We start from the raw sequence: 24,757 nt of genomic DNA, 5'->3' as shown, positions 1-24,757 counted from the left end.
AGGGATGACCAAGGGCAGGGTGGTTCGCCGCCCGCGCCATGCTAAGTTGGGCGGCGACGGGTCGGGGAGACCCACGAACAGGGAGAGCGCGCGTGTCCACGCCCAGCGTCAGTGTCGAATCGGTGACCAAGCGGTTCGCCGGCCATACCGCGGTGAGCGGCTTGTCGTTGCAGGTGCCGTCCGGCGGCATCTACGGCCTGCTCGGCCCCAACGGCGCCGGCAAGTCCACCACCATCCGCCTCATCATGAGCATCCTGCAGCCGGACGAGGGGCGTATCGCGCTGTTCGGCGCCAGCGGCAACAGCCGCGACCTGTCGGCACGCATCGGCTACCTGCCGGAGGAGCGCGGCCTGTACAAGAAGATGAAGGTGCTCGACCATCTCGTCTTCCTGGGCGAGGTGAAGGGCATCGCGCGCAACGACGCGCGGCAGCGCGCGCAGGCGTGGCTGGAGCGCCTGGAGATCGCCAACTGGGCGCAGAAGAAGGTGGAGGATCTCTCCAAGGGCATGCAGCAGAAGGTGCAGTTCGCCGGCGCGCTGCTGCACGAGCCGGAGCTGGTGATCCTGGACGAGCCGTTCTCGGGTCTCGACCCGATCAACGCGCAGGTGATGAAGGACATCGTGGTGGAGATCGCCGCCGCCGGCCGCACCGTGCTGTTCTCCACCCATGCGATGGAGCAGGCCGAGCGCATGTGCGACCGCGTGGCGATCGTCGCGCGCGGCAAGCTGGTGGCCAACGGCACGGTGGCGCAGGTGAAGGCCGACTTCGGCGGCCGCCACGTGGCGCTGGGCTTCGCCCACGACCGCCATCACGCCGATGCGGTGCTGGCCGATCCGCGCCTGGTGGCGCGGCTGGACGACTACGGCGCCAGCGCCGAGTTGAAGATGGCCGAGGGCGCCGAGCCCGGGCAACTGCTCGCCGCGCTGGTCGGCGCCGGCGTGGGCCTGCGCCGCTTCGAGGTGGTGGAGCCTTCGCTGCACGCCATCTTCGTTGCCAAGGTCGGCGCCGATCCCGACGCCGATCCCCTGCCCGCCGCCGCCGGAGCCGTCGCATGAACAAGACTTTCGCCGTGGTTCGCCGCGAATACGTGGAGCGTGTGCGCACCAAGGCCTTCCTGATCTCCACCATCCTGCTGCCGGTATTCATGCTGGCGATGGCGGTGCTGCCCATGCTGATGATGAGCGGCGGCGACCACACCAGCCGCGTGGCGGTGGTGGACGCCTCCGGCACCGGCCTGGGCCAGCCGGTGGTGGCCGCGCTCGATGCCGCCACCTTCGGCGACGGCAAGGCAGCCAAGCCGCGCTACGAGGCGACGCTGTTCCCCGCCGACGCCGCGAGCCTCGACCAGGTGCGCGACGGCCTGATCGCCAAGGCCGGCTTCGCCAAGGGCAAGGGGCAGGACGGCTGGGACGGCGTGCTGGTGCTCGATGCCAACACGCTGGCCAGCGGCAAGCTGCGCTACTACGGCGACAACGTCGGCTCGCCCGAGGGCATGAGCCGGCTGCAGCGCGACATTTCCAAGGCGCTGGCCGGCGTGCGGCTGGCGCATGCCGGCGTGGATCAGTCGCTGGTCGCCAAGGCGATGGCGCCGGCGGACATGGACACCGCCAAGGTCACCGACGGCAAGCTCACCGGGCAGAGCGGCGAAGCCTCGTTCGCGCTGGCCTACGCGATGGGCTTCATCCTCTACATCGCCATCATCACCTACGGTAGCCGCACGCTCACCTCGGTGATCGAGGAAAAGAACTCGCGCATCATGGAGGTACTCACCTCCTCGCTCACCCCGTTCCAGATGCTGATGGGCAAGGTGCTGGGCGTGGGGCTGGCGGGGCTGACCCAGATGGGCATATGGGTAGGCACGGCCTTCGTGCTCGGCAGCCAGGGCCCGCACCTGGCCGGCGCGTTCGGCATGGGCGCGGCCGCCGCGGGCAAGTTCGCCATCCCCGGCATGCCGCCCGCGCTGCTGGTGGTGTTCCTGCTCTACTTCACGCTGGGCTTCCTGATCTACGGCTCGCTGTACGCGGCGATCGGCGCGATGTGCAACACCATCCAGGAGGCCCAGCAGTACGCGGTGTTCGTCACGATGAGCATCGTGGTGGGCTTCATGGCGATGTTCAGCCTGATCAACGACCCCTCGGGCGCGCTGGGCACCACGATGTCCTTCATCCCGCTGTTCGCTCCGTTCACGATGCCGGTGCGCTGGTCGATGACCGCGGTGCCGCCGCTGCAGCTTGCGCTGTCGCTGGGCCTGATGGTGCTGGGCCTGCTCGTCTGCGTGTGGCTGGCCGGACGCATCTACCGCACCGGCATCCTGATGTACGGCAAGCGGCCCACGTGGGGCGAGGTGTGGCGGTGGATTCGGGCGTGAGTGTCAGGCCCAGGAAAGTATCAAGTGCTTTCGCCGTGGCTTTGGCTCTCTTTTCCACGGTTGCGTGGAGCGCATCCGGATGTGTTCTACCGAAGCCGACCAAGGACGAGACAGGGCACTCGGATCCTGCTATCTGGGGCCCGGTGCTTCGTATGGCGGCGACCGGCATCGTTGTCAAGAACGATGCGGGGCCAAGTACGAGAGCCATCGCGATCCAGTTAAATAGCAAGACGGTGTTCCTTGATATGCAGGCTGCGCGAATCAACAGGCCTGCGGCTGATGCCAGGATTTATGTCTGGGTGTGGCTGGAAGGCTGCGCCGTTTAGCTCCTGCGTCATGCGCACAAAATCATTGGAGGTCGAAAATGAAAGGCATTGTGATCATGTTTGCCCTCCTGTTGCCTGCGGCATTGGCAGCCCAGACTGCCGACTTTAGGGCGGAGACAAATAGATACTACTCGGGTGTTATGGATGGAAAATATGCATTCAACATGGTGCTTAGCATGGAAGGTGACGCATGCATGGGGAGTTATTACTATCTGAAATACAAGAATCCAATATTCGTCTATGGGAAGTGTAGTGATTCGGCGTTTGACTTGCAGGAACAGCCTAGGCAGTTGGGTTACACGGCGGGCGTGGGCTTCAAAATGCCGGGTCATCACAACATCATGACAGGTGAAATTGTTGGAAACGGTCTCTCTGGCTATTGGCATGCTCGCGGGAAAGAAAAGTCTTTCCCCTTCTTTGCTAAAGAGGTCGAGCCTGATAAAAAAGCAATACTTGAAAACGCCGTGGGCACATATGAGCTGTCTGGTGTTTCAGCGTTCTGTTGTGCAAACAGCATGGCGGACTATATAAAGGACGGCGGCTCATGGAGTACAGCCGAGTCGGCTATTTCAAATGGTAGGCGAGAGTCATCTGATTCTTCGATCAGCAAAAAAGAAGAACGTCTACTCTCTTCATTCACATTGGTACTGGATGAGTCTCTGGAGATAAGGCTGTACTCCGCCGGGCAATTGATCGCAACCCTTCCATACACAAGCGGAAGTGGTTTTTATGTAACAGATATAACACAGCAGGAGGACAAGAAGAACAATATAGGGCGCATATTCAAATACAAGGATGTTGACACATTCATAGGGAATGTTGTCCATATGGCCACGACAGACAAGTTTAAGCTCTTGCCATATGTTCCAGCGCCGCTTCAGGACGAATCGAGCCGTCACGCTATTTCTGTGGATTACGATCCGGTCGCAATGGAGTTCCAGATCGCCATCATAAGCGAGCAATGCTGTGACAATGCAACGCTGTACCTCCGCAAGAAATGAGAATGCACGTATAAAAACTCGGTCAACCGGACGCTCACCCCGTAACGCGGGTCTCACGTCAGTTACCTCAGGTGTCAGGTGTCGCATGTGGGTGATGGAGTGATGAATCCACAGGCCGCAGACTCCCCGCCAGCATTCGGGTTTGCAAGCTCAATGCCACTCTCGATGCGTGGTTGGCAAACATCCGGTAAGTCGGCGAATTCACGCGGCAGCGCCGTTTACTCGACTCGGCTATGGCTGGTTTGCTCGAATCGACCACTCTTAACTATCGCGAGCACCGTGGCTTTCGATCCGCACAGCGGGACGGCCTATACCTTCTGCCGCGCCCTGTGATTGAACAGGGCGTGGCCAAGTCTCTCGGCGGCGCCTGACTCATCCGGGCATTTGCCACGCGCAGGCGTCGGTGTTAGCCGAACAACTCGTACTGCGCCACATACTGGTCGGCCTCCACGAAGCCAGCCAGGCCCACGCCGACGAGGCGGTAGAGCGCATCAGCGGGGCGTTCCACCCTCTCACGCAGCGAGCAGGCGATCTCGGCCAGCTCGTGTTCGGAAGCTGGGCGCTGCGCGGGCGTGAGGCTGCGCGTTAGCGTGTGGAAGTCCGCGGTCTTGAGCTTCAGCACCACGGTGCGCGCGATGCGGCCTTCGTCGGCTTCGCGCTGGTGTGCGGCCCAGGTCTTGCCGGCGAGCCGGCGGATGTGCGGCTCCAGTTCGTCCAGCTTGAGGTCGTGCTCGAAGGTGTCTTCGGCGGAGACCTGCAGCGTGGGGCGGTCGGGCGTCACCGGATGGTCGTCGATGCCCAGCGACAGCTCGTGCAGGCGCCGGCCCCAGCGGCCGAAGCGCTGTTCCAGCTCTTCCGCGGCGAATGCGCGCAGCTCGCCCACGGTGGCCAGGCCCAGCGCGGCGAGCTTGCCTTCCATTACCTTGCCCACGCCGGGCAGGCGGCCGATGGGCAGCGGCGCCAGGAAATCCAGCACCTCGCGCGGGCGCACCACGAACAGGCCGTCGGGCTTGCGGAAGTCCGAGGCGATCTTGGCGAGGAACTTGTTAGGCGCCACGCCGGCGGATGCGGTGAGCTGCGTCTCCTCGCGGATCGCCGCGCGGATCGCCTCGGCGGTGGCGGTGGCCGAGGGCAGGCCGGTCTTCGTCGCGGTGACGTCGAGGTAGGCCTCGTCCAGCGACAGCGGCTCGATCAGTTCGGTGTGCCGCGCGAAGATCGCCTGCACCTGCCGCGACACCGCCTTGTAGCGCGTGAAGTCCGGCGGCACGAAGATCGCGTGCGGGCACAGCCGCTCCGCGCGCACCGCCGGCATCGCCGAGCGCACGCCGAACTTGCGCGCCTCGTAGCTCGCCGCGCACACCACCGAGCGCGCCCCGCGCCACGCGACCACCACGGGTTGGCCGCGCAGCGAAGGGTCGTCGCGCTGCTCCACCGACGCGTAGAAGGCGTCCATGTCGATGTGGAGGATTTTGCGCGGTGGAGTGGGCACGGTGCAGGCGATTCTAGAGCCTGCCCGTGACGTGGCCTACGTTCGCCGCGCCAGGGTCGCGAGCCGTGCGGCGAGCCGCTGCGCGTAGCGCTCGGCCGCGTCGGGTCGCGCCGCGAGATGCAGGAACGGTTCGATCAGCTCCGCCTCCATCAGCAGGAAGCGTCCGTCGCGCAGCACGCCGTCGATGCGCGCATAGGCCGTGCCGGCGTGGCCGGCGCGATCCACGGCGGCCAGCACGGCCCGTGCCCCGGCGAGTGCCGCCGCGGGCGGCTCGGCGGGTTCCGCGCTGCCGCCGTGTTCGCCCTGCACGCGGTAGTCGCCGGCTTTCGGCAGCTTGCGCACGGCGTGGCTGTAGTCGCCATCGAAGAACAGCAGCGACCATTCGCCGTCGCGCTGTATCTCAGCCACGAACGGCTGCACCAGCCAGTCGCCGTCAGGCAGTGCGGCGACGGCCTGCGCGAACGCCGGCTCGCCCGCGATGCCGCGCAGCGTGCGCCATGCGCCGCCGCTCACGGTGGGCTTCACCACCACGTCCTGCCCGTGCATGGCCTGCAACGTCGCCGGCAGCTCCGCCGTGTGCGCGAGCCGGGTGGGGATGGTGCCCACGCCGAGCGCGGCCAGTTCCAGCAGGTAGCGCTTGTCGCTGTTCCAGCGCAGCAGGCGGCTGTCGTTGACGGTGGGCACGCCCAGCGCGTCCAGCCTGTCCAGCCAGTCGAGGTACTGCGGATAGCGCTGGAAGTAGTCCCACACGGTGCGGATCAGCACGGCGTCGAAGCGCGACCAATCGACGTCCGGGTCGTTCCATGTGCAGGGCACGGGATGCACGCCGAGGCGGGCGAGCGTGGCGACGAAATGCGCGTCGTCGGGGTGGATGCCGGGATGTGCGGCATCCGTGGCAAGGGCGAGTTGGATGGACATGCGAACCCTCCGGTACGAGAGGGCGCCCTTGTCGACGAGGATCGCGGGCCGAGCGTGGCGGATGGCTCCGTCGCAGCACCCCTCGGCACGGACTGCGCGGCGCGAATGCCGACGCAACAGGGGGCATCGCCAGGCGATGCATGGCGCGCATTCTTCGGCGGCGCGGGGCGGCTGTCAATCGGGAGCATGTTGCGTGCCTGCTCGCGATCCTGGCCGCGAGGGTGCTGTGCCGCGCGCGGCGTTGAATTCACTGTCCGGCTGGCGGTGTCGAAGCGATCAGGTAGATGCGCGCATCGGGTTGGTCGTTCGCCAACGGCAGGGCGGCGCCATGCTCGACATGGATGCCGTGGGGCAGGGGCGGCGGCGTCGTGGTTTGGAGCAGGGCTTGCGTCAGCGCATCGGTGGCGCGTTCGCGGTTGACGAAGCCGGGCAGCCAGATCAGCGCCAGCAATGCCAGCGCGCCGGTGCCGGCCAATGCGGGCAGCCAGTGCGGGAGGCGCCGATGGGCCGGCTCGCGCCGCGTGCGCAGGCTGTGACGCAGGCGCGCGAGGCCGCCGGGTGGTGGTGTGAGTTCGGGCAGCAGGTGCGCGAGTTCACGCATGGTCGGGTTCTCCCAGCAGGGTTTTCAGTCGCTGCATGGCGTGGTGCTTGCGCGAGGCCACGGTGCCGGCGGGGATGCCGAGTACGCTGGCGATCTCGGCGCCCGCAAGGCCACTGAATTCGGCCAGCAGCAGTACGTCGCGCGAGCTTTCCGGCAGCTTGCGCAAGGCTTGGCGCAGGCGGCGGGTGGCGAGAAAGTCGTTCTCGCCGCCCTCGTACGCCAAGCCGTCCGCCTCGTCCAGCGGCGCGAAGCGCCACAGGCCACGCCAGCGCAGGCGGTTCTTCGCCAGGTTGAGCGCGGTGGCCCACAGCAGGGCATCCAGCGTGGCCTCGTCCACGCGCGTGCGCTGGGCCCACACGCGCATGCAGGCGTCGTGGATCACGTCCTGGCAATCCTGCGCTTGCCACAGCAGGCGATAGAGCACGTTGAACAACGGCTTCTCGATCCGCCGATAGCAGGCTTCCAGCGCTTCTTCGCGCAGCGTCATGCGCCGCGCTCAGGCTTTGGCGGGCAGGCGATCCACGCGCAACACGAGCAGGCGCAGGAGGGGTTTGTCGGGGCAGGGCGACGCCGTGTTGCCGGGCGACATGGGTATTCCAAAGTTTCTGGGGCAGCCGCCAGGCGCCTGCGCCAGCACGATGTATTGACCGAACGTGGTGTCGATGTCGGTGTCGAGCGCGCCCAGGCCATAGCCGCCGTTGTCGACATAGTTCAGGTGCAGGCGAGCCGTGTCGCCCTTGGTCGCGGTGATGCGGAACTGGAACTTGCGCTCGTACGAGTTATCGGCGGTGGTCAGCGAGCTGAGCTCGTTGCTGGTGCCGATGAGGGAGGCAAGCTGGTTCAGGCGAAAATGCAGCGGGCCCATGTTCTGGCGCAGCGAGGCGAGGCTGCTGGCGAGGTTCTTCAGCGCAGGATCGTCGTCCCCGGCGCCGGGTTCGCCGTCGACCACCCAGAAGCGTACGTCGAGTTGTATGGGGGCGCCTTCAGCAGGCGCGGATTTCGCCAGTGCCTCGAGCGCCTTGTCGATCGAATGCTGCGCGGGTTCCGGCGCGTACACCAGCAGTTTGCCGGGCGAGGGCATCGTGACGTTCGCGGTTTTTCCCAGTGCATTGCCCAGGGCTTCTGCGAGCTTGCCGGTTTGCTCCGCCGGCACGTCGTAGATCTTCAGTTCCATGGATGCCGCATCATTGCCGGTGGACGCCGCCTGGCAACCTCCCAGCGCCAGCATGGACAGCGCGCCGATGGCGGCGTATCGAATCAGGTGCTTCATGCGATCCCCTCGCAGCGGCCGGATGGCCGCCTTCCCGACTGTATACACGCGAGCGCGGATTTTCTTCACCGCCGCCGGAAGGACGGATTTCAGCCGGCATCGTCCCAGAACACCTCGACCGCATCGGGATTCATGAAGCCCCAGATGGGTGTGCCCAGCCGCACCAGGCCATTGCGGATGCGATGGGCGGATTCGTCGTAGGCGGAGATGCGGTAGACCATCTGGTACTTTGAGGTGGTGAACCACATCGACAGCGGCATGAGGCCCCAGTTTTGCCTGGCGTGCAGGATGCGCAGGCCATTGGCGTTGGCCCAGTCCTGCAACAGCGCCCTGGCGTTGCGGTAATGGCGCCAGCTCAGCCAGATGGCGCCGGCGATCAGCAGCAGAAACAGCAGCGGAGTGGTTCTGGTCATCGCGCCCCCGAGGATTTCCCGCGCGCAGCGTGAGCCGTCTCCGGCAACCGCGCAAGCGATTGCGCCGATGGGGACTGGCCGAACCCCCGCCGGCCATGCCAAGGTTGTCGGATGACGACGACTGCCAGCTCCCCCGCCTACCTGCGCCGCCTCGGCGTGTGGGACGGCGCCATGATCGTGGTCGGCGGCGTGATCGGCGCCGGCATCTTCCGCACCCCGGCCACGGTGGCCGAGCGCACGGCCTCGGGCCTGCCGCTGCTGATGCTGTGGGTGCTGGGCGGCCTGCTCACGCTCACCGGCGTGCTGTGCTACGCGGAACTCGGTTCGCGCCGGCCGCACGCGGGCGGCATCTACCTCTACCTGCGCGAAGCCTTCGGCATGCTGCCGGCTTTCCTGTTCGGCTGGACGATGGCGCTGATCAACTACCCCGGCAGCGTGGCGGCGGTGGCGATCACCTTCGCCGACTACCTGTGCAAGGCCGCGGGGCTGTCCACCGAATGGGTGACGCCGGTGGGCGTGGCGGCCATCGTGTTCATCGTGGGCGTGAACTTCACCGGCATCCGCGCCGGCGCGATGCTGCAGAACGTCTTCGCGGTGCTGAAGCTGGCGGCGGTGGCGCTGCTGGTGGCGGTGGGCCTGGTGCTGGCGCACGGACACCTGGGCGGCGTGCTGGCGGCGGACCCCACGCGCACGGTTTCCAGCGGTGCCTTCGTAGGCGCGCTGCTGCCGGTGCTGTTCACCTACGGCGGCTTCCATTACTTGAACGACCTGGCCGGCGAGGTGCGCGACCCGCAGCGCACCCTGCCGCGCGCCCTGCTGCTGGGCATGCTGGGCGTGGTGGCGGCCTACGTGCTGGCCAATGTCGCCTACCTCACCGGCATGGGGCACGCGGGCCTGGCGGCCAGTTCCGCGCCGGCGGCCGACCTGATGCGGCGCCTGTTCGGCACCGCCGGCGAGAAGGTGATGGCCATCGGCATCGCCTGCTCCACCTTCGGCTATTGCAGCATCGCCATCGCCGGCGGCGCGCGCGTGCTGCAGACCATGGGTGCGGACGGCGCGCTGTTCCGCGCGGTGGGCCGCATCGACGAACGCAGCCGCGCGCCGCGCGTGGCGCTGGCGCTGCTGGGCGGCTGGACCATCGTGCTGATGCTGTGGGGCAACTTCGGCCAACTGGTGGACTACACCACGGTGGGCGAGTGGCTGGGCCATGCGTTCGGCATCGGCACGCTGTTCTGGTACCGCTGGAAATTCGTGGACGAGCCGGCGCCGTACCGCGTGCCGTGGTTCCCGCTGATGCCGCTGGTGTTCGTGCTCACGGTGCTGGCCGTGATCGCCGCCACCGTCGTCACCAATCCGCACGACGCCGGCATGAGCCTCGTCATCATCGCGCTGGGCGTGCCGGTGTACTGGGTGTGGCAATGGCTGCGGAGGAGAGCGACATGAGGCGGATCTGGCTGGCGGGTGTCGTTGCGCTGTTCGCCGTGCCGGCGATGGCGACGGAAGTGGCCGACTTGACGGCGTCGTCGGCGCACCTCGACCTGCAGCAGGTCGTGCGAACCGCCGCCACGGAAACCGCGCAGGACGGCGTGAGGCAGCAGCGCTACACCTTCCAGCCCGCCGCGCAGCCGCAGATCGTGGTGGCGCCCGCGCAGGGCGCGTGGAACTGGCAGGGGCAGGGCGAGCTGCACCTGCGCGTGCAGAACGCTATGCCGTGGGCGGTAACCCTGGTGGTCGACATCGACGGCGTGGACGCGAAGCAGCACCTGCACGCCGTGGTGGGCCTGCCCGCCGGCCCCGCGCAAACCCTGGTGGTGCCGCTGCGCGCCGTCTCGCCGCTGACCTTCGGCATGCAGGCGGGGCCGACGCGGCCGTTCGACGACGGCGGCAAGCGCGTGCTGGTGGCGACCACGGTGGAGGGGAAGCTCGATCTTTCCGCCGTGCGCGACGTGCGCCTCTCCATGCCTGCGCCTCGGGCCGCGCAATCCATCCTGCTCGGCCGGTTCGACGTGGTATCGGGCGAGTCCGCGCTGCGCGGCGCCTACACCGGCATCGTGGATCGCTACGGGCAGTACACGCGCGAGGACTGGCCGGAGAAGGTCGCCGACGATGCCGCATTGCGCGCCGCCGTGAAGCGTGCGCCGCCCGCCGCGTCGTCCGCCGGCGAGGATCGCTATGGCGGACGTCTGGACGTCCATCTGCAGGCGACCGGCTGGTTCCACACGCAGAAGGCCGGTGGCCGCTGGTGGCTGGTCACGCCGGACGGCCACGGCTTCTTCTCGCTGGGCGTGAACACGGTGAAGGCCGACGACACGCGCACCTACGTGCAGGATCGCACGTACATGTTCCGCGACCTGCCGCCGGACAGCGGCGCGTGGGCCGCGTTCCACGGCACCGGCGACAACCGCAACGCGCAGCAGGGCGCGGGCGCCGGCCGCTGCTGCGACCACGGCCAGTGGTTCGACTTCTACGCCGCCAACCTGTACCGCGTGGACGGCCAGGGCTGGCTCGCCGCGTGGCGCACGCGCACGCTGGCGCGCCTGCGCGCGTGGGGCTTCAACACCCTCGCCAACTGGAGCGATCCCGCGCTGGGCGCGATGCACAAGCTGCCGTACACGCGCGAGCTGGACATCCGCGGCGATTTCGGCAACGTCGCCACCGGTTACGACTGGTGGGGCCGCATGCCCGACCCCTTCGACCCGCGCTTCGTGCAGGCGGCGGACGCGGCGGCGGCCAGGGCCGCGCAGGGCGTACGCGACGATCCGTGGCTGCTGGGCTACTTCGCCGACAACGAGTTGTCGTGGTCGGCCTACGGCCCGCAGGGCCGCTGGGCGCTGGCCGTCGGCACGCTGCACGGCGCGGCCAGCAGCGCGGCCAAGCAGGCCTTCATCGCCGAGCTGAAAAAGAAGTACGGCACGCCCGCCAGGCTCGCGGCGGCATGGGGCGTGGCACTGGCATCGTGGGATGCGCTGGACGCCACCGACTTCCCCGCGCCCGCGCCGGACGAGGCGCATCCCGCCATCGCCGTCGACTACAGCGCCTGGCTGACCCGCTACGCCGAACAGTTCTTCCGCACCGTGGCCGCGGCCATCCATCGCCACGATCCGCACCATCTCTATCTCGGCAGCCGCTTCGCGGTGAAGACGCCCGAGGCCGTCGCGGTCTGCGCCCGCTACTGCGACGTGGTGAGCTTCAACATCTACGCCGACGTGCCGCAGCACGGTTTCGACGCGGCGGCGATGCGCAGGCTCGACAAGCCCGTCCTCATTTCCGAATTCCATTTCGGCTCCGACGATCGCGGCCCGTTCGGCAAGGGCGTGGTGTCGGTGGCGAGCGAGGCGCAGCGCGGCGAGGCCTATGCGCGTTACCTGCGGGCGGCCGCAAGCGATCCGGACATCGTGGGCACGCACTGGTTCGAGTACGTGGACGAACCGGTGACCGGCCGCCTGCTCGACGGCGAGAACGGGCATTTCAGCCTGGTGGGCATCACCGACATTCCGTTCGCGGGTTTCGTCGAGAGCGTGCGCGAGGCAAACGCGAAGCTGCAGCCAGGGCCGTGACCGTCGGCAGGGTTATGCTTGCGGATCGATTTCTCCGGAGCCGCCCATGTGCCTGATCGCCTTCGCCTGGCAGGCCCACCCGCGCTGGCGCCTCGTGCTGGCGGGCAACCGCGACGAATTCCATGCGCGGCCCAGCGCCGTGCTGGCGCGCTGGAGCGATCTGCCCATCGTCGGCGGACGCGACCTCGAAGCCGGCGGCACGTGGCTGGGCGCGACCGATGCGGGGCGTTGCTGCGTGGTCACCAACGTGCGCGATCCGCGCGACCCGCAGCAGGGCGCCTCGCGCGGCCTGCTGGCCACCGATTACCTCGCGGGCGAGGCGGATGCGGCGACGCATGCGCAGGCGCTACTGGCGAGCGCGGCGGGCTATCGCCCGTTCAACCTGCTTACCTTCGATGCGCGCGACGCGTTCTACCTCGGCAACCGCCCGGAGCCGCGCGCCGAGGCGGTGACGCCCGGCGTGCACGGCCTGTCGAATGCGGACTTCAACACGCCATGGCCGAAGACGCGCGCGCTGATGGCGCGCCTGGACGCGTGGCTGGCCGACGGCGACGACGAGGATTTCGCGCCGCTGTTCGTCGCGCTTGCCGACGAGCGGCAGGCGCCCGACGCGGAACTGCCCGATACCGGCGTGGGGCTGGAGCGCGAGCGACTGCTCTCCAGCGCCTTCATCCGCGGCGAACGCTACGGCACGCGCGCCAGCACGGTGGTGGCGATCGGCCACGACGGGCGGGGCGCGATCGTCGAGCGCCGCTTCGGGCCGGCGGGCCGCTTCCTCGGCGAAAGCCGGCTGGACATCGGCATGCGCGCCGCCGCGGATTGAGGTTGCGCGCCTACGCCACGCGGCGCGCCCCGCCGCCTGATCGCGTGCGCCACCGCGGTTAGCGTCGTCGCTCCCATCCCGATTGGAGCGCGCGCATGCGCATCGCCTGCCTGTTGCTGCTGCTGATGGTCGCGTCGTTCCCCGGCATGGCGCATGCAGGCGATTGCCCTGCCTGGCCGGCCGACCGGGCGCGCCAGGAAATGGCCGCGTTGCGCGATCGGCTGGACGGCTGGAACCATGCCTACCGCGTAGAGGGCGCCTCGCCGGTAAGCGATGCCGTGTACGACCAGGCCGAACAGCAGCTCGCGGCATGGCGGCAGTGCTTCCCCGCGCAGGCGCCGGTGCCGTTGGCGCACCTGGCCGACGACGGCGGGCGCGTGCTGTCGCCGGTGGCGCAGACCGGCCTGGCCAAGCTGCCGGATGCGGCGGCGGTGGCGGCATGGATGCAGGCGCGCGGCAACCGCGACCTGTGGGTGCAGCCCAAGGCCGATGGCGTGGCGGTGACGCTGTTGTATCTGGACGGCTATTTGCGGCAGGCCAGCAGCCGCGGCGACGGCCTGCACGGTTCGGACTGGACGGCGCAGGCGCGGTTGATCGATGCGATTCCCGAGCGCTTGCCGAATACGCCGTCACGCGTGGTGCTGCAGGGGGAACTGGTGTGGAACCTGCCCGGCCACGTGCAGGCCGAGGCGGGCGGGATGAACGCGCGCTCGGCCGTGGCCGGCGCGCTGGCGCGCAGCACGCTGGATGCCGCCATCGCCGCGAAGATCGGCCTGTTCGTATGGGACTGGCCCAGCGGCCCGGCCGACATGCAGGCGCGGCTCGCCGGCCTGCGCGCGATGGGTTTCGCCGACAGCGCGGCGCTCGCGCAGCCGGTGTCCGGCATCGACGAAGTGCGGCGCTGGCGGGAGCAGTGGTACCGCCACGCATTGCCGTTCGCCGCCGACGGCACGGTGCTTCGCCAGGGCCATCGCCCGCCCGCCGGCACGTGGAAAGCCAGCCCGCCGGATTGGGCGGTGGCGTGGAAATATCCCGCCGCCACCGCGCTGGCCGAAGTGCGCGCAGTGACGTTCACCGTGGGGCGCAGCGGGCGCATCACGCCGGTGCTGGAACTGGCGCCGGTGCGGCTCGGCGACCACCGCGTGCAGCGCGTGAGCATGGGCTCGCTCAAGCGCTGGCGCGAACTCGACGTCCGCCCGGGCGATCGCGTCGAGCTCGCGCTGGCGGGGCTGACCATTCCGCGCCTGCAGTCGGTGGCATGGCGCGCGGCGCAGCGCGCCGCAGTGGATGCGCCGGATCCGGTGGATCACGGCCCGCTGACGTGCTGGCGGCCCACGCCCGGATGCGAGGCGCAATTCCAGTCGCGGCTCGTCTGGCTGGGCGGCAGGCAGGGCTTGCGGCTGCGGGGCGTCAGTGCGGGCACGTGGCAGGCGCTGACGGATGCCGGCCTGATCCATGGTCTGGCGGATTGGCTGAATCTCGCGCCTGCACAACTTGCGATGCTGGATGGGCGTCGCGCTGCGGCCCTGACGCTGGCCGTGTCCAAGGCGCGCGGGCGGCCGTTCGGCGACTGGCTGCGCGCGTTGGGCGCTCCGGACGCTCCGGACGAGGCGGCGGAATCCGGTTCGGGCTGGGCCACGCTGGCCGCGCAGGATGAAGACGGCTGGCGTGCGCGCGGCGCCAGTGCCGCGCGTGCCCGGCAACTGGCCGCTTTCTTCGCCCAACCCGAGGTGCGCGCCCTGGCCGTCCAACTGCATGCGGCCGGCGTGCCGGGCTTCTAGAACCCGCGTCCCGGGTCACGTGGGAGCATGCCTTCGTGCGCGATGGCTTTCGTCCTGGCCGAAGCCAGGGGCCGTCATGCGCCTGGGTGTTCCTGCATCAGTTCGCCGTCCACGTAATACCAGCGCCCCGCCTCGCGCACGAAACGGCTGATCTCGTGCTGGCGCTGCGCGCGCCCGCCGCCCAGGCGGTAGCGGGCCACGAATTCCACCGTGGCGTGTGCGTCGTCGATGCGCCGCTCCTCGCGCACGTCCAGGCCCAGCCAGGTGGGCGCGGGCTGTTGCGCGGCGAGCCGCAGCGAGGCGGGGCGGGTGTCGGCGTGCCAGGTGGCCAGCAGATAGTCCTCGCGCCTGAGCACGTAGGCGCTGTAGCGCGAGCGCATCAGTTGCGCGGCGCTGTCGGCCACGGCGTTGCCGTCGTGCAGCGGGCCGCAGCACGCGGCGTAGCCGGCGGGATTGCCGCAGGGGCAGGGCGTGAGCGTGTCGACCGCCTTCAAGGCGATCAGGCAGGCCGGCCGCGCAGCACGCGGGCCGGCAGCATCAGCAGGGCGCCGAGGAAGGAGAACACCGCGCCCACCGTGATGCCCACCAGCCGGAACGGCAGGCAGACCAGCCACACGATGGGATAGAGCACCAGCGCCAGCAGCGCGAGCGGCCAGCAGAACACCAGCAGCAACAGCCAGAGCAGGAAGGCGGCCATGGCTTCACCTCGACGGTCAGGGGTGTTCATTCTGGCGCGAATTGCGCCGCGCCGGACAGATGACGCATGGCAGGGTTTCAGCGGGCGAAACCGGTGTCGTTTGCCATGGCATACTGACTCACCGCCAAGAATGGCAGCAAGCCCGGGCGCAGCCAAAGGACAGGCCATGACGGCAAAGCCGCACGAACTCCAGACGACCGGTGTGTTGGCACCCACCGTGCCAGCCGCGCTGCTGGATCTGACGCTGGCGGCCAACCGCATCGCTGGCCAATCCCGCGACGTCAACTCGTACCAGTTGCGCAACCAGCTGCTGACCCGCGAGGAAAAGCGCGCGTACGCTACCGCAACGGCATGACCCTGCCGACGTCGGCGGAAGTGCTCAGTGCAAATGCGGAGCGCCGCGACTACAACCACCGGCGAACCTTGTCGCGGAACCTTGTTCAAGGGACGGCCCGGTCGCGCCCGGCGGAGGTGTGTGCCCATCACATTGTCGCCTTGCGTGCATCGGAAGCAGAGCTTTCGCGCAAACGAATTTTCGATTGTGGCATTGGCATCAACGATGTCGATAACGGGGTCTTCTTGCCCAGCTCCTCCAACAAGTTGCCCGGCCACCCTGACGCACCGCGCCACGATCCTCATCACCATGAGGAATACCACTTTACTGTTTACGCCGAACTGCGGCGTGTAAAGCCAGGAGATGCCAACGCATGTCGCGCCACATTGAAGAATCTCCGGACAGCGATATTGACTGGCTTGCTGCCGCTTTGACGTGGATACATCGATGACGATCTGGGAATTGCGTTGCGCCTCCATCAACGATTTTTCGATGGTGGTTCCGCTTGATACGCGTGACATGCGCGCTTACTTGTTCGATGCCAATGGCGAGCCGCTCGACTGGAGGCATGTGCCCCGCATCGGCTTTGCCGACAGCTCGCGCAAAAAGCATAAAAAGCCGCCCGCCGATATCAGTGCCATGGTGCCGGGTGCGCTGGTGCTGAGCGCCCGTGCGTACGAGGTGCTCGGCCCGTTCCTCGCCCAATTCGGGCAGCTGCTTGAGCTTCGCAGCGAGACGGGGCTCGATCCGCGTCATTTCTACAACGAGGCGGCGCCTGGCACGCGGTATTTCTATAACGTCACCCACCTGGTGTCGTGCGTGGATGCCGAGCACTCGGAGCGCAGTGCGCTCGGCCACATACGGCTTGAAGTGTTCGACACGTCGAATGTGCCCAGCGAGGCCGCCGTGTTCAAGGATCCGGCGACGGCGATGTCGCGCATCTATGTCAACGATGCCGGCAAGGCGATCATCGAGGAGTTGGTCGCGTCGGCCGGGCTGAGCGGCATCGAGTGCGCGCCGCCCAAGCCCAGCCTGTAGGGAGCCAACGTATCCCGACGTTCGGGGGGTATTCCGAGGCGAATGCGCCGCGCCGGAAACGATGACGCATGGCGGGGTTTCAGGGAAACTCCACCCGAACCATCAGGGCCTCCGCGTCTGCGTCCAGCACGCAGTGGCCGGCGCCGGAGGGCAACCAGGCCTGCTCGGCAGCGAGCGGCCCGTCGTCGGTGTCGATCTGGCCGCGGGCACAGAACACCAGCGCCGTGTGTGGCGCCAGCACGTGCCGCCCCGGCCTATGCACGGCGGTGAGCATGCCGCGCACGCGTTCGCGTCGGCACATCAGGTTGAAGTCGCGGCTGGGGCCGCCGGCCAGCGCCACGTCCACGCCCAGCTCGCCGGGGAACGCAAACGGCGCACAGGGCGTGGTGAGCGCGTGCGTGCGGCCGTCGGCCAGGTGCATGGTGAAGCCGTCGCCGTCCAGCAGGGCGATCACGCGGTCGATGCCGGGGAAGGCGGAGAACGGCGCGGCGCTGTCCACCTCGGCGATGCTCACGCGCCACAGGAAATCGTCCATGCCCGCGCCGGCCGGATGCACGAGCAGCTCGCGCGTGCGGCCCTGGCCGTTCTTCCAGGGCCGGGCGGGGCAGTCGGCGAGTCTGACGATGGGCATGGCGCGCCTCGGGTGTTGCGGGTGCCGCATGGTAGCGGCGCGCGGCCGCCCGTCCGCAAGTTTCCACTGCGCCATGCGGCATAATTCCGGTCGATCGACAGAGACGCTGGACATGACCGGACGGATTCCCGCTTGAGCACCGATGTTGCGCCGCCCCTGTTCGCGGTCGTGCCGGGCGGGTTGTTCGCGCCGCTGGCCAGTCCCAACCGCGAGCGCTACTGGGCCCTGCTGTGCCGGCTGTTCGACGAGCTGTTCGGCCCCAACGCGCCGCTGCCGCCCAGCATCGGCTTCCCGCGCCGCGAGATCACCGCGGCGATCGAGCGCTACCTGCTCACCGACGATCCGTGGGTGAGCGAGGAGGGCGACCTGCCCGGCGCCTCGCTGCCCGAACGCGCGAACGCGATCTACGAGCGCTTCCGCTCCAGCGGCTGGCTGCGGCAGGAGCGCGTGGGCGCGCGCGAGATGGTGGCGATGCTGCCGCAGGTGGCGCAGTTCCTCTCCGCGCTGGTGGAGTTCGCCGAGCACGGCCCCACCTTCGTCTCCGCCAAGGTGCGCTCGATCGAGCTGCAGTTGCGCCAGGTGGTGGAGGGCCACGCCTTCGGCGACGCGCTGGACGAGGCCGCCGACCAGGCGCGCCGGCTGCTGGTGTCGCTGTCCTCGATGAGCCTCAAGGTGCGCGACCTGATGCCGGAGCTGAGCCGCGCGGAAACCACCGCGCAGTTCGCGCGGCAGTGGTTCGAGCGCTACGTGTCGAGCTTCTTCGTGGGCGACTACGCCGACCTGCACAAGGCCGACCACCCGCTGGCGCGGCGCAGCGCGATCCTAGCGATGGCGCAGCAGGTGGAAGGCACCGCGCTTCACGACACCGTGCTGGGCTGGTACCGCGAACACCTCACCGGCGGCGACGACACGCGCGCGGCGGAGCGCCTGCAACGCAGCCTGCGCCGGCTGCGCGAGCTGGAACGCATCGACGAATACCTCGGCCGCCTCGACGAGGACATCCGCCAGGCCAATCGCCGCGCGCTGGCCTTCCTCGACTACCGGCTGCGCGCGCCGGCGAAGCTCGACGTGCTGCTCAGGCGTGCGATCCGCGGCGCGCTGAATGCGCCGGAAGACGCCTTGCGCCTGCCGGTGGCACCGGGCGCGCTGATGGACGAATCGCAGCTGCGGCCGCCGCGCCGCAAGCCGCAGCCGATCCCGCGCAGCGCCAGCGTCGTCGAGCATCCCACGCCCGAGCAGCTCGCGCGGCTCAGCCTGCTGCGGCGGATGAAGCGCGCGCGGCTGGTCAACGCCGAGGACATGGCGCGCTACGTGGCGCGCCACCTGCCGCACGCGGGCAGCGTCGATTCCGCCCGGCTCGGCATCGCCTCCATCGAAGACCTGCGCGCCTACCAGACCCTGCTCACCCTGGCGCTGCGCAGCCACCGCATCGGCGGCCTGCGCCGCGACGATCCGCTCGGCCGCGTCGCGCGCGGCTTCCGCGTGGAGCTGCTGGACGCGGGCGAGCGCGCCGACAACGGCTACCTGCGCGCGCCGCGCTTCGTCGTCCACCGCCTGAAGAACATCGCCTGAAGGGCCACGCATGAAACGCAGCTGGAACCAGTTGAGCCAGCAATCCAACGGCATCCACCTCGCCGCCGATTTCGAGCGCGCCGCCTACCGGCTGGTCACGGAGCAGGTGCTCTACGCCAGCGACCGCGCGGCGCGCACGGCCTACCACCTGGTGGAAGACCACTTCGACGACTACGTGGCCGCGCTGGCGCCGCTGGGCATCCGGCTGGAGCGCAACGCGCACTACCGCTACATGGTCGCCATGCCCGCGCACGGCGAGGGCGCGCCGGTGACGCTGGAGGAAACCCTGCTGCTGCTGGTGCTGCGCCAGCGCTACGACGAGGCCGCGCGGCAGGGCCAGATCGAGGAGCAGGGCGAGGTGGTGGTTGAACTGCCCGAGTTGCAGGAGGCCTACCAGGCGCTCGCTGCCCGCGCGATGCCCGACGTCGGCGCGCTGCGCGCGCTGGCGCGCACGCTCAGGCGCTGGGGCGTATGCCGGCTGGTGGAATCCGAGGGCGACGATCCGCAGCCCTTCCACCTGCGCGCGCGCCCTGCCATCGTGGAGATCGCCGGCGAGCAATGGCTGCAGCGGCTGGATCAGCACAATCGCGACGACGCGGACGCCGGCGACGACGCCACGGAGGACGACGATGCAACTGCTTGAGCGCGTGCACCTGGTGCAGTTCTTCCTGTTCGAGGCGCAGACGCTGGAGCTCGACGCCACCAGCGCCATCATCGCGCCCAACGGCGCGGGCAAGAGCGCGCTGCTCGACGCCTTGCAGCTGGTGCTGCTGGGCGGCGACCGTTCGCGCATCCGCTTCAACGCGCAGGCTGGCGGCAGCGCCCGCGCGCGCAGCATCCGCGACTACTGCCTCGGCGTGTACCGCAGCGGCGAGGAAGGCCGCAAGCGCCGCACCGCCACCACCTACGTCACCCTGGTGTTCCGCGACCAGGACACGGGCGCGACGCTCAGCGCCGGCATCGCGCTGGGCGCCTCCGCCGACGAGCCCGACCACCGCATCTACGGCCAGTACATCGTGCCCGGCGTGGCGCTGGAACTGGCCGACCATCTCGAGGCGAACGGCCGTCTGCCGCTGGAATGGGCCACGTTCAAGGAACTGGCCGTGCGCCGCTGCCGCGAGGCCGGCGGCAAGCCCGAGCTGCACACCAGCAGCGAGCGCTTCGTCAAGGATCTGCTGTTCCGCCTGCGCGCCGCGCCCGCCGCGCATCCCGATGTCAACGCCTATCGCAAGGCGTTCCAGAACGCGCTGAACCTGCAGCGCGTGGAAGACGTGGATCTGTTCGTGCGCACGCTGGTCGCCGAGGATCGCCCCACCGACATCGCGCGCTTCCGCGCCCTGCTGGAAACCTTCCGCCAGCTCAAGGAGAAGATCGAGCAGGTGGTGGCGCGCATCGCCGCTGCCGAGACGGTGGATGCGCAATACGACAGGATCGCGCAGCAGGCCACGCGCGCGGCCAGCCACCGCGCGCTGGGCGCCGAGTACGCGCGCGACCTGCTCGCCGAGCAGGTGGAGCAGGCCGAGCTGGCCTGCGCGGCCGCCGCCGACCAGTTGGCCGGCACGCGCCGCGCGCTGGAGGAAGCCGGCTACGAGCAGCAGGCCGCCGAGGACGCCCACGCGCAGGCCAATGCACGCCTGCAAGGCAGCCAGGGCTACGGCGAGCAGGCGCAGATCGACGAACTGGCCGGGCGCGACCGCGCGGAACTGGCGCGGCTGAAGAGGGAACTCGCGCGCGACGTCGCCTTCGTGCGCGAGCAGTGGCAGGCGCTGGGTGCGCTCGGCCTGCCCGGCGTGGATGCCGACGCGCTGGCCAGCGCGCAGGCCAGCTGGAATGCGTGGCACGAGGCGCTGTCGAAGCTCACCGACGAGGCCGCGCTGCCGTGGCCGGCGGAATCCATGCACGGCGAGGCGCGGCAGGCGCTGACTGCCGCACGGCCATTGATCGACGCGCTGGACGGCCACGCGCGTACCCTGCACGCGCGCTTCGACGAGGCGCAGGGCAAGCTCGCCGCCGCGCGGCAGAACCAGAAGCGCCTCGCCGCCGGCCAGGCGGAGCTGAACGCCGACGTGGTGCGCCTGATGGGCTACCTGCGCGACGAGGGCATCGACGCGCGGCCGGTGTGCGACCTGGTGCGGGTGGACGATGCCGCGTGGCAACCGGCGATCGAGGCCTACCTGCGCAGCAACGTGGAGGCGCTGCTGATCCCCGCCGCCGACGAGGAGCGCGCGGTGAAGCTGTACCGCGCGCTGGCCGGCGGTCGCAGCGTCTACGGCGTCAAGCTCGCGCTCTCCAGCCAGAACCGCCGCGGCCGCGGCGCCGGGTCGCCCGAACCCGGCAGCGTGGCCGCGCTGCTCGGCGGCGACAACGCCGAGGCGCTGGCCTACCTGCGCCGCCAACTGGGCGAGCTGCGCTGCGTGGACAGCGAGGCGCAACTCATCGCCAGCCGGCAGGGCCTCACCCGCGACGGCCTGCTCGCCAAGGGCGGCAGCATCGAGCGCCTGCGCCTGCCCGCCAGCGGCGAGCTCCGCATCGGCGCCACCGACAACCGCGCACGCCTGCGCGTGCTGCGCGAGGAGATCGACGCCGCCGAACGCGCGGTGCGCGCGCTGGAACCCGAGCTGCGCCGTACCGAAGCCTGCCAGCGCGGCCTCGCGCGGCTGGCCAACCCCGACGAGGCCGCGCAGGCGCTGCGCGACCGCGTGCTGGAACACCGGCAGGTGGAGCAGCGCTATCGCGCGGCGCTGGAGAACCGCGATGCCGCGGCCGATCCCGACCTGCTGCGCCTCGCCGAACAGGTGCGCGAGCTGCACGACCGCCTCGCCGCATGCCGCAAGCTGCGCGACGGGCTGCTCGGCAAGGTGGCGGTGGACGAAGGCGCCGAGAAGAACGCGCAGCGCCTGCTCGAAGGCTTGCAGGCGCAGGAAGACCTGGTGGCGCAGCGCGCCGTGGAGGCGTTCCGCCATCCCGACGTCGACCCCAACCGCGTCGAGCGCCTGCGCGAGGAACTGGACGCGAAATACCCGGCGCTGGAAGAGCGCAGCCGGCGCTGCGAGGAGCGCGCGCAGGACAGCGACAGGCAACTCGGGAACCTGCTGCCCGAGGCGTGGAGCGCGCTGGCGCAATACGCCAAGGATCACGCCCTCGCCATCGAATTCGACACGGTGGACTGGCGCGCCGCGCGCCGCCTGCTGGCAAAGGAGCTCGCCCACCTGCGCGACAGCGAGCTGGCCAACTACAGGGAGGAAGCCGACCGCGCGTACGCCACCGCCACGGAAACCTTCCGCAGCAACGTGGCCAGCACGCTGCACGACAACTTCGACCGCCTGCGGACGCAGGTCAACACGCTCAACCGCACGCTGCGCGCCAGCCCCGCCTTCTCCAACAACGAGCGCTACCAGTTCCACCACGAGGTGGCGCCCGAATACCGCGAGCTGTACCGCTTCATCCAGCGCGTGGTCGAGGTGGGCGGCGAGGACAACCTCTTCGACGGCGCGGGCGAGGTGCCGGCGGCGTTCCGCGAGCTGATCGAGGACAACGCCGCGCAGCGCGGCGCCGCCTCGCCGCTGGACGACTACCGCCGCTTCTTCCGTTTCGAGGTGCAGATCCGCCACGACGACAAGGTGATCGGCTCGCTCAGCGAGCGCATGCGTTCCGGCTCCGGCGGCGAGCACCGCGCGCCGCTGTACGTGATCGCCGGCGCCGCGCTGGCCGCCGCCTACGGCAAGAGCGAGGCGCATCCCGGCGGCATCGGCCTGATCCTGCTCGACGAGTTCGGCGACAAGATCGACGCGCAGAACGCGCGCGCCACCGTGGACTACCTGCGCTCGCTGGGCCTGCAACTGGTGCTGGCCGCGCCGGACACCGCGCAGGGCACGCTGTCCGGCGTGCTGGACAGCTACATCGAGCTGTTCCGCGACGGCGACCTGCTGCAGGCCATGCGCATGGAGATGACGCAGGAAGCGCGCGAGCTGCTGCTCAGCGACCAGTTCGACCTGCATCCCGAACTGCTGGCCGAGGAAGCCGCGCGCATCGCCCGCGAGCAGGCACAGGCGTGAGCCCCGCGCGGCGCGTGCTGGAACGCCTGCTGCGCCGCGCCGAGAGCGCGCGGCGGCGCGGCGCGGACGAGCGCGTGTCGCAGCCCATGGCCAGCGTGGCCGAATACACGGCCAGCCTCGCCGCGCTGCCCGAGCTGGAAGCCTTCCACGCCGAGATCGCGCTGGCCGAACGCACCGGCGCGATTGCCGTGCAACGCGACGCGCATCGCGGCGACGGCACGAAGCTGCTGCGCCTCACCGTGGCCGACCTGCCCGTGTTGGCGCGCCACCTGGGAGCAGCCTTGCTGGACGAACGCGTGGCGGAAGCCGAGCGTTGGCTGGCGCCGTGGCGCGCCCGCTTCCCGGTGCTGGACGAAGCCGTCGCCGCCTGGCGCCAGGGCCGCAAGCTGCGCGGCCACGGCCCCGAAGCCGCCGCCGAACTGGCCGATGCCGCGCGCGCCGTGGCGGCGCGTGCGGACGACGCCGGCCACGAGCGCATCCTGCGCCGCGAGAGCGCGCGCCTGTTCGGCGACAGCAAGCGGCTGGAAAAGCTCACGCCGTGGCTGGAGCTGCTGGTCACCGGCGAACTGGCCGCCAGCGGCCTCGCCCGGGAGGACGTGTGGTCGTCCATCGGGCTGCGCCGCGAGCCGCAGCCTTTGCTGCTGGCGGGGCGCGGCACGGCGACGCTGGCCGACACCGTGTTGCCGTTGGTGCGGCCCTACCTGGGGCTGCCGGTCGAATCCCTGCAGTCGGTGGCCACCACGGCGCGCTGCGTGCTCAGCATCGAGAACCTCGCCAGCTTCCACGATGCGGCGCAGGCGGAAGGTTGCGCCGACGCGCTGCTGCTCTACACCGGCGGCATGCCCTCGCCGGCGTGGCGCGCGGCCTACGTGCGCGTGCTGCGCGCGTTGCCGCCGGCGATGGCGGTCTTCCATTGGGGCGACATCGACGAAGGCGGCTTCCGCATCGCCGCCGCGCTCGCCGCCGCGGCGAACGAGGCGGGGCGCATGCTGTTGCCCTGGCGGATGTCGCCGGCGGCGCTGCCGCCCGCGGTGGCGCAAGGCGCGGAAGCGCCCGATGCCGCGCTGCTCGCCGCGATGCAGCGCTGGGCCGTGCGCGCCGGTTGGCCGCAGGTGGCCGAGGCGCTGGCACGGCAACCGATCCGTCTTGAACAGGAACGGCTCGATCCCGCGATGCCCGAACCGGATTCAACCGGCGGCGGATGAGCGCAGCAGATCCGACCGGTCGCCGAAGTCGAAAGCCAGTTGCCGCGGAACGCGTTCCGCGCGTCGCCGGCGCCAGGGCCCGAGCTGCGGCGGCGCGTTGCCCGGTTCGCGTTGAAGCGGAATCGGAAGCTGGTGGGCGGCCAGCCACCTTGCCCTGGCGCAGCAGCGGTAGGCGTGGGAAGCGGAGATCAGCAACCGGGCGGCGACGGTGCGCATGCGCCGGTCGTGCAGGCGCAGCAGCATCACCCAGGCCAGCGCCAGCGAGAGCGGCAGGCGATCCTCGTCCGGCGCGTCCGCCGCCGTGGCTTCGGCATCCAACAGCCCGGACAGCGTGTCGCGCCCTTCGTCGCTGACCAGGCGGCGGGCCAGCGGGTGGGCATCGTCGTCGCCGAACCCATGATCCAGCCGCACGCCGGAACGGAACCAGCGGCCGGCGTGGTACAGCCTGCGGTACAGGCGATGGATCACCTGCCGCTGGAATTCCGTGTCGAGAAAGTCGGGCGCCCGGCCCTGCTCGACGGCCAGTTCGCACGCTTCCAGCCACGCCTGCTGGCAGACGTCCGCCTGGCTGTGCTCGCCGCGGGTAGCGCGGGCGAGTTGCGCCAGGTCGGCTTTGCGTTGTGCGAGGAAATGCGCGAACCCGTCCATCGGCGCCTCGCGGGCAGTATCGACGGAAGT

Annotated in this window: 24 protein-coding genes and 1 riboswitch; of the genes, 14 read left to right on the top strand and 10 right to left on the bottom strand. The window is 69.5% G+C overall.

Going from position 1 to position 24,757, the window contains the following annotated elements; all coding sequences use genetic code 11:
* Window positions 1–92 precede the first annotated feature (92 nt).
* From ACZ5Z2_RS15030 to ACZ5Z2_RS15020, 3 genes are all read left to right on the top strand, one after another.
* Window positions 93–1,055, top strand: a complete 963-nt coding sequence (locus ACZ5Z2_RS15030) for an ABC transporter ATP-binding protein (protein ID WP_464759409.1) — start codon at window positions 93–95, stop codon at window positions 1,053–1,055.
* Window positions 1,052–2,368 (top strand): ABC transporter permease, encoded by a 1,317-nt coding sequence (locus ACZ5Z2_RS15025; RefSeq protein ID WP_464759408.1) that lies wholly within the window; start codon window positions 1,052–1,054, stop codon window positions 2,366–2,368. Before ACZ5Z2_RS15030 ends, ACZ5Z2_RS15025 begins: the two co-directional genes overlap by 4 nt.
* Window positions 2,369–2,750: 382 nt before the next feature.
* A complete protein-coding gene (locus tag ACZ5Z2_RS15020) occupies window positions 2,751–3,695 on the top strand; it encodes a hypothetical protein (RefSeq protein WP_464759407.1) in 945 nt (314 codons plus the stop codon).
* A 406-nt stretch (window positions 3,696–4,101) separates the two neighbouring features.
* On the opposite strand, the gene dinB is transcribed toward ACZ5Z2_RS15020, so the two are convergent.
* The 6 genes from dinB to ACZ5Z2_RS14990 all read right to left on the bottom strand — a co-directional run bounded on the left by dinB (window position 4,102) and on the right by ACZ5Z2_RS14990 (window position 8,386).
* The gene (gene dinB, locus ACZ5Z2_RS15015; RefSeq protein WP_464759406.1) at window positions 4,102–5,184 is read right to left on the bottom strand and encodes a DNA polymerase IV; all 1,083 of its coding nucleotides are present in this window, start codon (window positions 5,182–5,184) and stop codon (window positions 4,102–4,104) included.
* Window positions 5,185–5,220: 36 nt separating this feature from the next.
* Window positions 5,221–6,102, bottom strand: a complete 882-nt coding sequence (locus ACZ5Z2_RS15010) for an ATP-grasp domain-containing protein (protein WP_464759405.1) — start codon at window positions 6,100–6,102, stop codon at window positions 5,221–5,223.
* A 13-nt stretch (window positions 6,103–6,115) separates the two neighbouring features.
* Window positions 6,116–6,192, bottom strand: a riboswitch (S-adenosyl-L-homocysteine riboswitch).
* A 157-nt stretch (window positions 6,193–6,349) separates the two neighbouring features.
* Complete coding sequence (locus ACZ5Z2_RS15005) at window positions 6,350–6,703, bottom strand: hypothetical protein (protein ID WP_464759404.1); 354 nt, start codon at window positions 6,701–6,703, stop codon at window positions 6,350–6,352.
* A complete protein-coding gene (locus ACZ5Z2_RS15000; protein WP_464759403.1) occupies window positions 6,696–7,190 on the bottom strand; it encodes an RNA polymerase sigma factor in 495 nt (164 codons plus the stop codon). Before ACZ5Z2_RS15000 ends, ACZ5Z2_RS15005 begins: the two co-directional genes overlap by 8 nt.
* A gap of 9 nt (window positions 7,191–7,199) precedes the next feature.
* A complete protein-coding gene (locus ACZ5Z2_RS14995; protein ID WP_464759402.1) occupies window positions 7,200–7,973 on the bottom strand; it encodes a hypothetical protein in 774 nt (257 codons plus the stop codon).
* A gap of 89 nt (window positions 7,974–8,062) precedes the next feature.
* On the bottom strand, window positions 8,063–8,386 hold the full coding sequence (locus ACZ5Z2_RS14990) for a hypothetical protein (protein ID WP_464759401.1): 324 nt from the start codon (window positions 8,384–8,386) through the stop codon (window positions 8,063–8,065).
* A 111-nt stretch (window positions 8,387–8,497) separates the two neighbouring features.
* Here ACZ5Z2_RS14990 and ACZ5Z2_RS14985 point away from each other — a divergent pair, with 111 nt between their 5' ends.
* The 4 genes from ACZ5Z2_RS14985 to ligB all read left to right on the top strand — a co-directional run bounded on the left by ACZ5Z2_RS14985 (window position 8,498) and on the right by ligB (window position 14,547).
* Window positions 8,498–9,829: an APC family permease gene (locus tag ACZ5Z2_RS14985; RefSeq protein WP_464759400.1), complete on the top strand. Its 1,332-nt coding sequence runs from the start codon at window positions 8,498–8,500 to the stop codon at window positions 9,827–9,829.
* A complete protein-coding gene (locus tag ACZ5Z2_RS14980) occupies window positions 9,826–11,943 on the top strand; it encodes a beta-galactosidase (protein ID WP_464759399.1) in 2,118 nt (705 codons plus the stop codon). The genes ACZ5Z2_RS14985 and ACZ5Z2_RS14980 overlap by 4 nt, the downstream gene beginning before the upstream one ends.
* Window positions 11,944–11,989: 46 nt before the next feature.
* Window positions 11,990–12,766 carry an NRDE family protein gene (locus ACZ5Z2_RS14975; protein WP_464759398.1) on the top strand — a complete coding sequence of 259 codons (777 nt, stop codon included), beginning with the start codon at window positions 11,990–11,992 and terminating at the stop codon, window positions 12,764–12,766.
* Window positions 12,767–12,861: 95 nt separating this feature from the next.
* Window positions 12,862–14,547, top strand: coding sequence for an NAD-dependent DNA ligase LigB (gene ligB / locus ACZ5Z2_RS14970; protein ID WP_464759397.1), 1,686 nt, complete (start codon window positions 12,862–12,864; stop codon window positions 14,545–14,547).
* A gap of 74 nt (window positions 14,548–14,621) precedes the next feature.
* Here ligB and ACZ5Z2_RS14965 read toward each other — a convergent pair whose 3' ends face one another.
* Both ACZ5Z2_RS14965 and ACZ5Z2_RS14960 read right to left on the bottom strand, forming a co-directional pair.
* Window positions 14,622–15,041 (bottom strand): YchJ family protein, encoded by a 420-nt coding sequence (locus tag ACZ5Z2_RS14965; RefSeq protein WP_464759396.1) that lies wholly within the window; start codon window positions 15,039–15,041, stop codon window positions 14,622–14,624.
* A 5-nt stretch (window positions 15,042–15,046) separates the two neighbouring features.
* Window positions 15,047–15,244, bottom strand: coding sequence for a hypothetical protein (locus tag ACZ5Z2_RS14960; protein ID WP_464759395.1), 198 nt, complete (start codon window positions 15,242–15,244; stop codon window positions 15,047–15,049).
* Between the two features lie 166 nt (window positions 15,245–15,410).
* Between ACZ5Z2_RS14960 and ACZ5Z2_RS14955 the strand changes: the two genes are divergently transcribed.
* Genes ACZ5Z2_RS14955 through ACZ5Z2_RS14945 form a run of 3 tightly spaced genes read left to right on the top strand, consistent with a single transcriptional unit; the run spans window position 15,411 to window position 16,616 of the window.
* Window positions 15,411–15,599, top strand: a complete 189-nt coding sequence (locus tag ACZ5Z2_RS14955) for a hypothetical protein (protein WP_464759394.1) — start codon at window positions 15,411–15,413, stop codon at window positions 15,597–15,599.
* Window positions 15,596–16,012: an AHH domain-containing protein gene (locus ACZ5Z2_RS14950; RefSeq protein WP_464759393.1), complete on the top strand. Its 417-nt coding sequence runs from the start codon at window positions 15,596–15,598 to the stop codon at window positions 16,010–16,012. Before ACZ5Z2_RS14955 ends, ACZ5Z2_RS14950 begins: the two co-directional genes overlap by 4 nt.
* Window positions 16,013–16,025: 13 nt before the next feature.
* Entirely contained in the window at window positions 16,026–16,616 is a 591-nt protein-coding gene (locus tag ACZ5Z2_RS14945; RefSeq protein ID WP_464759392.1) for a hypothetical protein, read from the top strand.
* Window positions 16,617–16,695: 79 nt separating this feature from the next.
* Here ACZ5Z2_RS14945 and ACZ5Z2_RS14940 read toward each other — a convergent pair whose 3' ends face one another.
* Entirely contained in the window at window positions 16,696–17,247 is a 552-nt protein-coding gene (locus ACZ5Z2_RS14940; RefSeq protein WP_464759391.1) for a HutD/Ves family protein, read from the bottom strand.
* Window positions 17,248–17,379: 132 nt separating this feature from the next.
* Here ACZ5Z2_RS14940 and ACZ5Z2_RS14935 point away from each other — a divergent pair, with 132 nt between their 5' ends.
* Genes ACZ5Z2_RS14935 through ACZ5Z2_RS14920 form a run of 4 tightly spaced genes read left to right on the top strand, consistent with a single transcriptional unit; the run spans window position 17,380 to window position 24,079 of the window.
* The gene (locus ACZ5Z2_RS14935; RefSeq protein ID WP_464759390.1) at window positions 17,380–18,819 is read left to right on the top strand and encodes a Wadjet anti-phage system protein JetA family protein; all 1,440 of its coding nucleotides are present in this window, start codon (window positions 17,380–17,382) and stop codon (window positions 18,817–18,819) included.
* A gap of 10 nt (window positions 18,820–18,829) precedes the next feature.
* Window positions 18,830–19,462 carry a DUF4194 domain-containing protein gene (locus ACZ5Z2_RS14930; RefSeq protein WP_464759389.1) on the top strand — a complete coding sequence of 211 codons (633 nt, stop codon included), beginning with the start codon at window positions 18,830–18,832 and terminating at the stop codon, window positions 19,460–19,462.
* Window positions 19,449–22,874: an SbcC/MukB-like Walker B domain-containing protein gene (locus ACZ5Z2_RS14925; protein ID WP_464759388.1), complete on the top strand. Its 3,426-nt coding sequence runs from the start codon at window positions 19,449–19,451 to the stop codon at window positions 22,872–22,874. The genes ACZ5Z2_RS14930 and ACZ5Z2_RS14925 overlap by 14 nt, the downstream gene beginning before the upstream one ends.
* A complete protein-coding gene (locus tag ACZ5Z2_RS14920) occupies window positions 22,871–24,079 on the top strand; it encodes a Wadjet anti-phage system protein JetD domain-containing protein (protein WP_464759387.1) in 1,209 nt (402 codons plus the stop codon). The genes ACZ5Z2_RS14925 and ACZ5Z2_RS14920 overlap by 4 nt, the downstream gene beginning before the upstream one ends.
* Here ACZ5Z2_RS14920 and ACZ5Z2_RS14915 read toward each other — a convergent pair.
* The gene (locus ACZ5Z2_RS14915) at window positions 24,062–24,727 is read right to left on the bottom strand and encodes a hypothetical protein (protein WP_464759386.1); all 666 of its coding nucleotides are present in this window, start codon (window positions 24,725–24,727) and stop codon (window positions 24,062–24,064) included. The genes ACZ5Z2_RS14920 and ACZ5Z2_RS14915 overlap by 18 nt on opposite strands.
* Window positions 24,728–24,757: the final 30 nt, after the last annotated feature.

This window comes from Rhodanobacter sp. G1 (genome assembly GCF_055397855.1).
The sequence above is the reverse complement of the archived record's forward strand: the minus strand, read 5'-3'. Positions and strand labels throughout refer to the sequence as shown.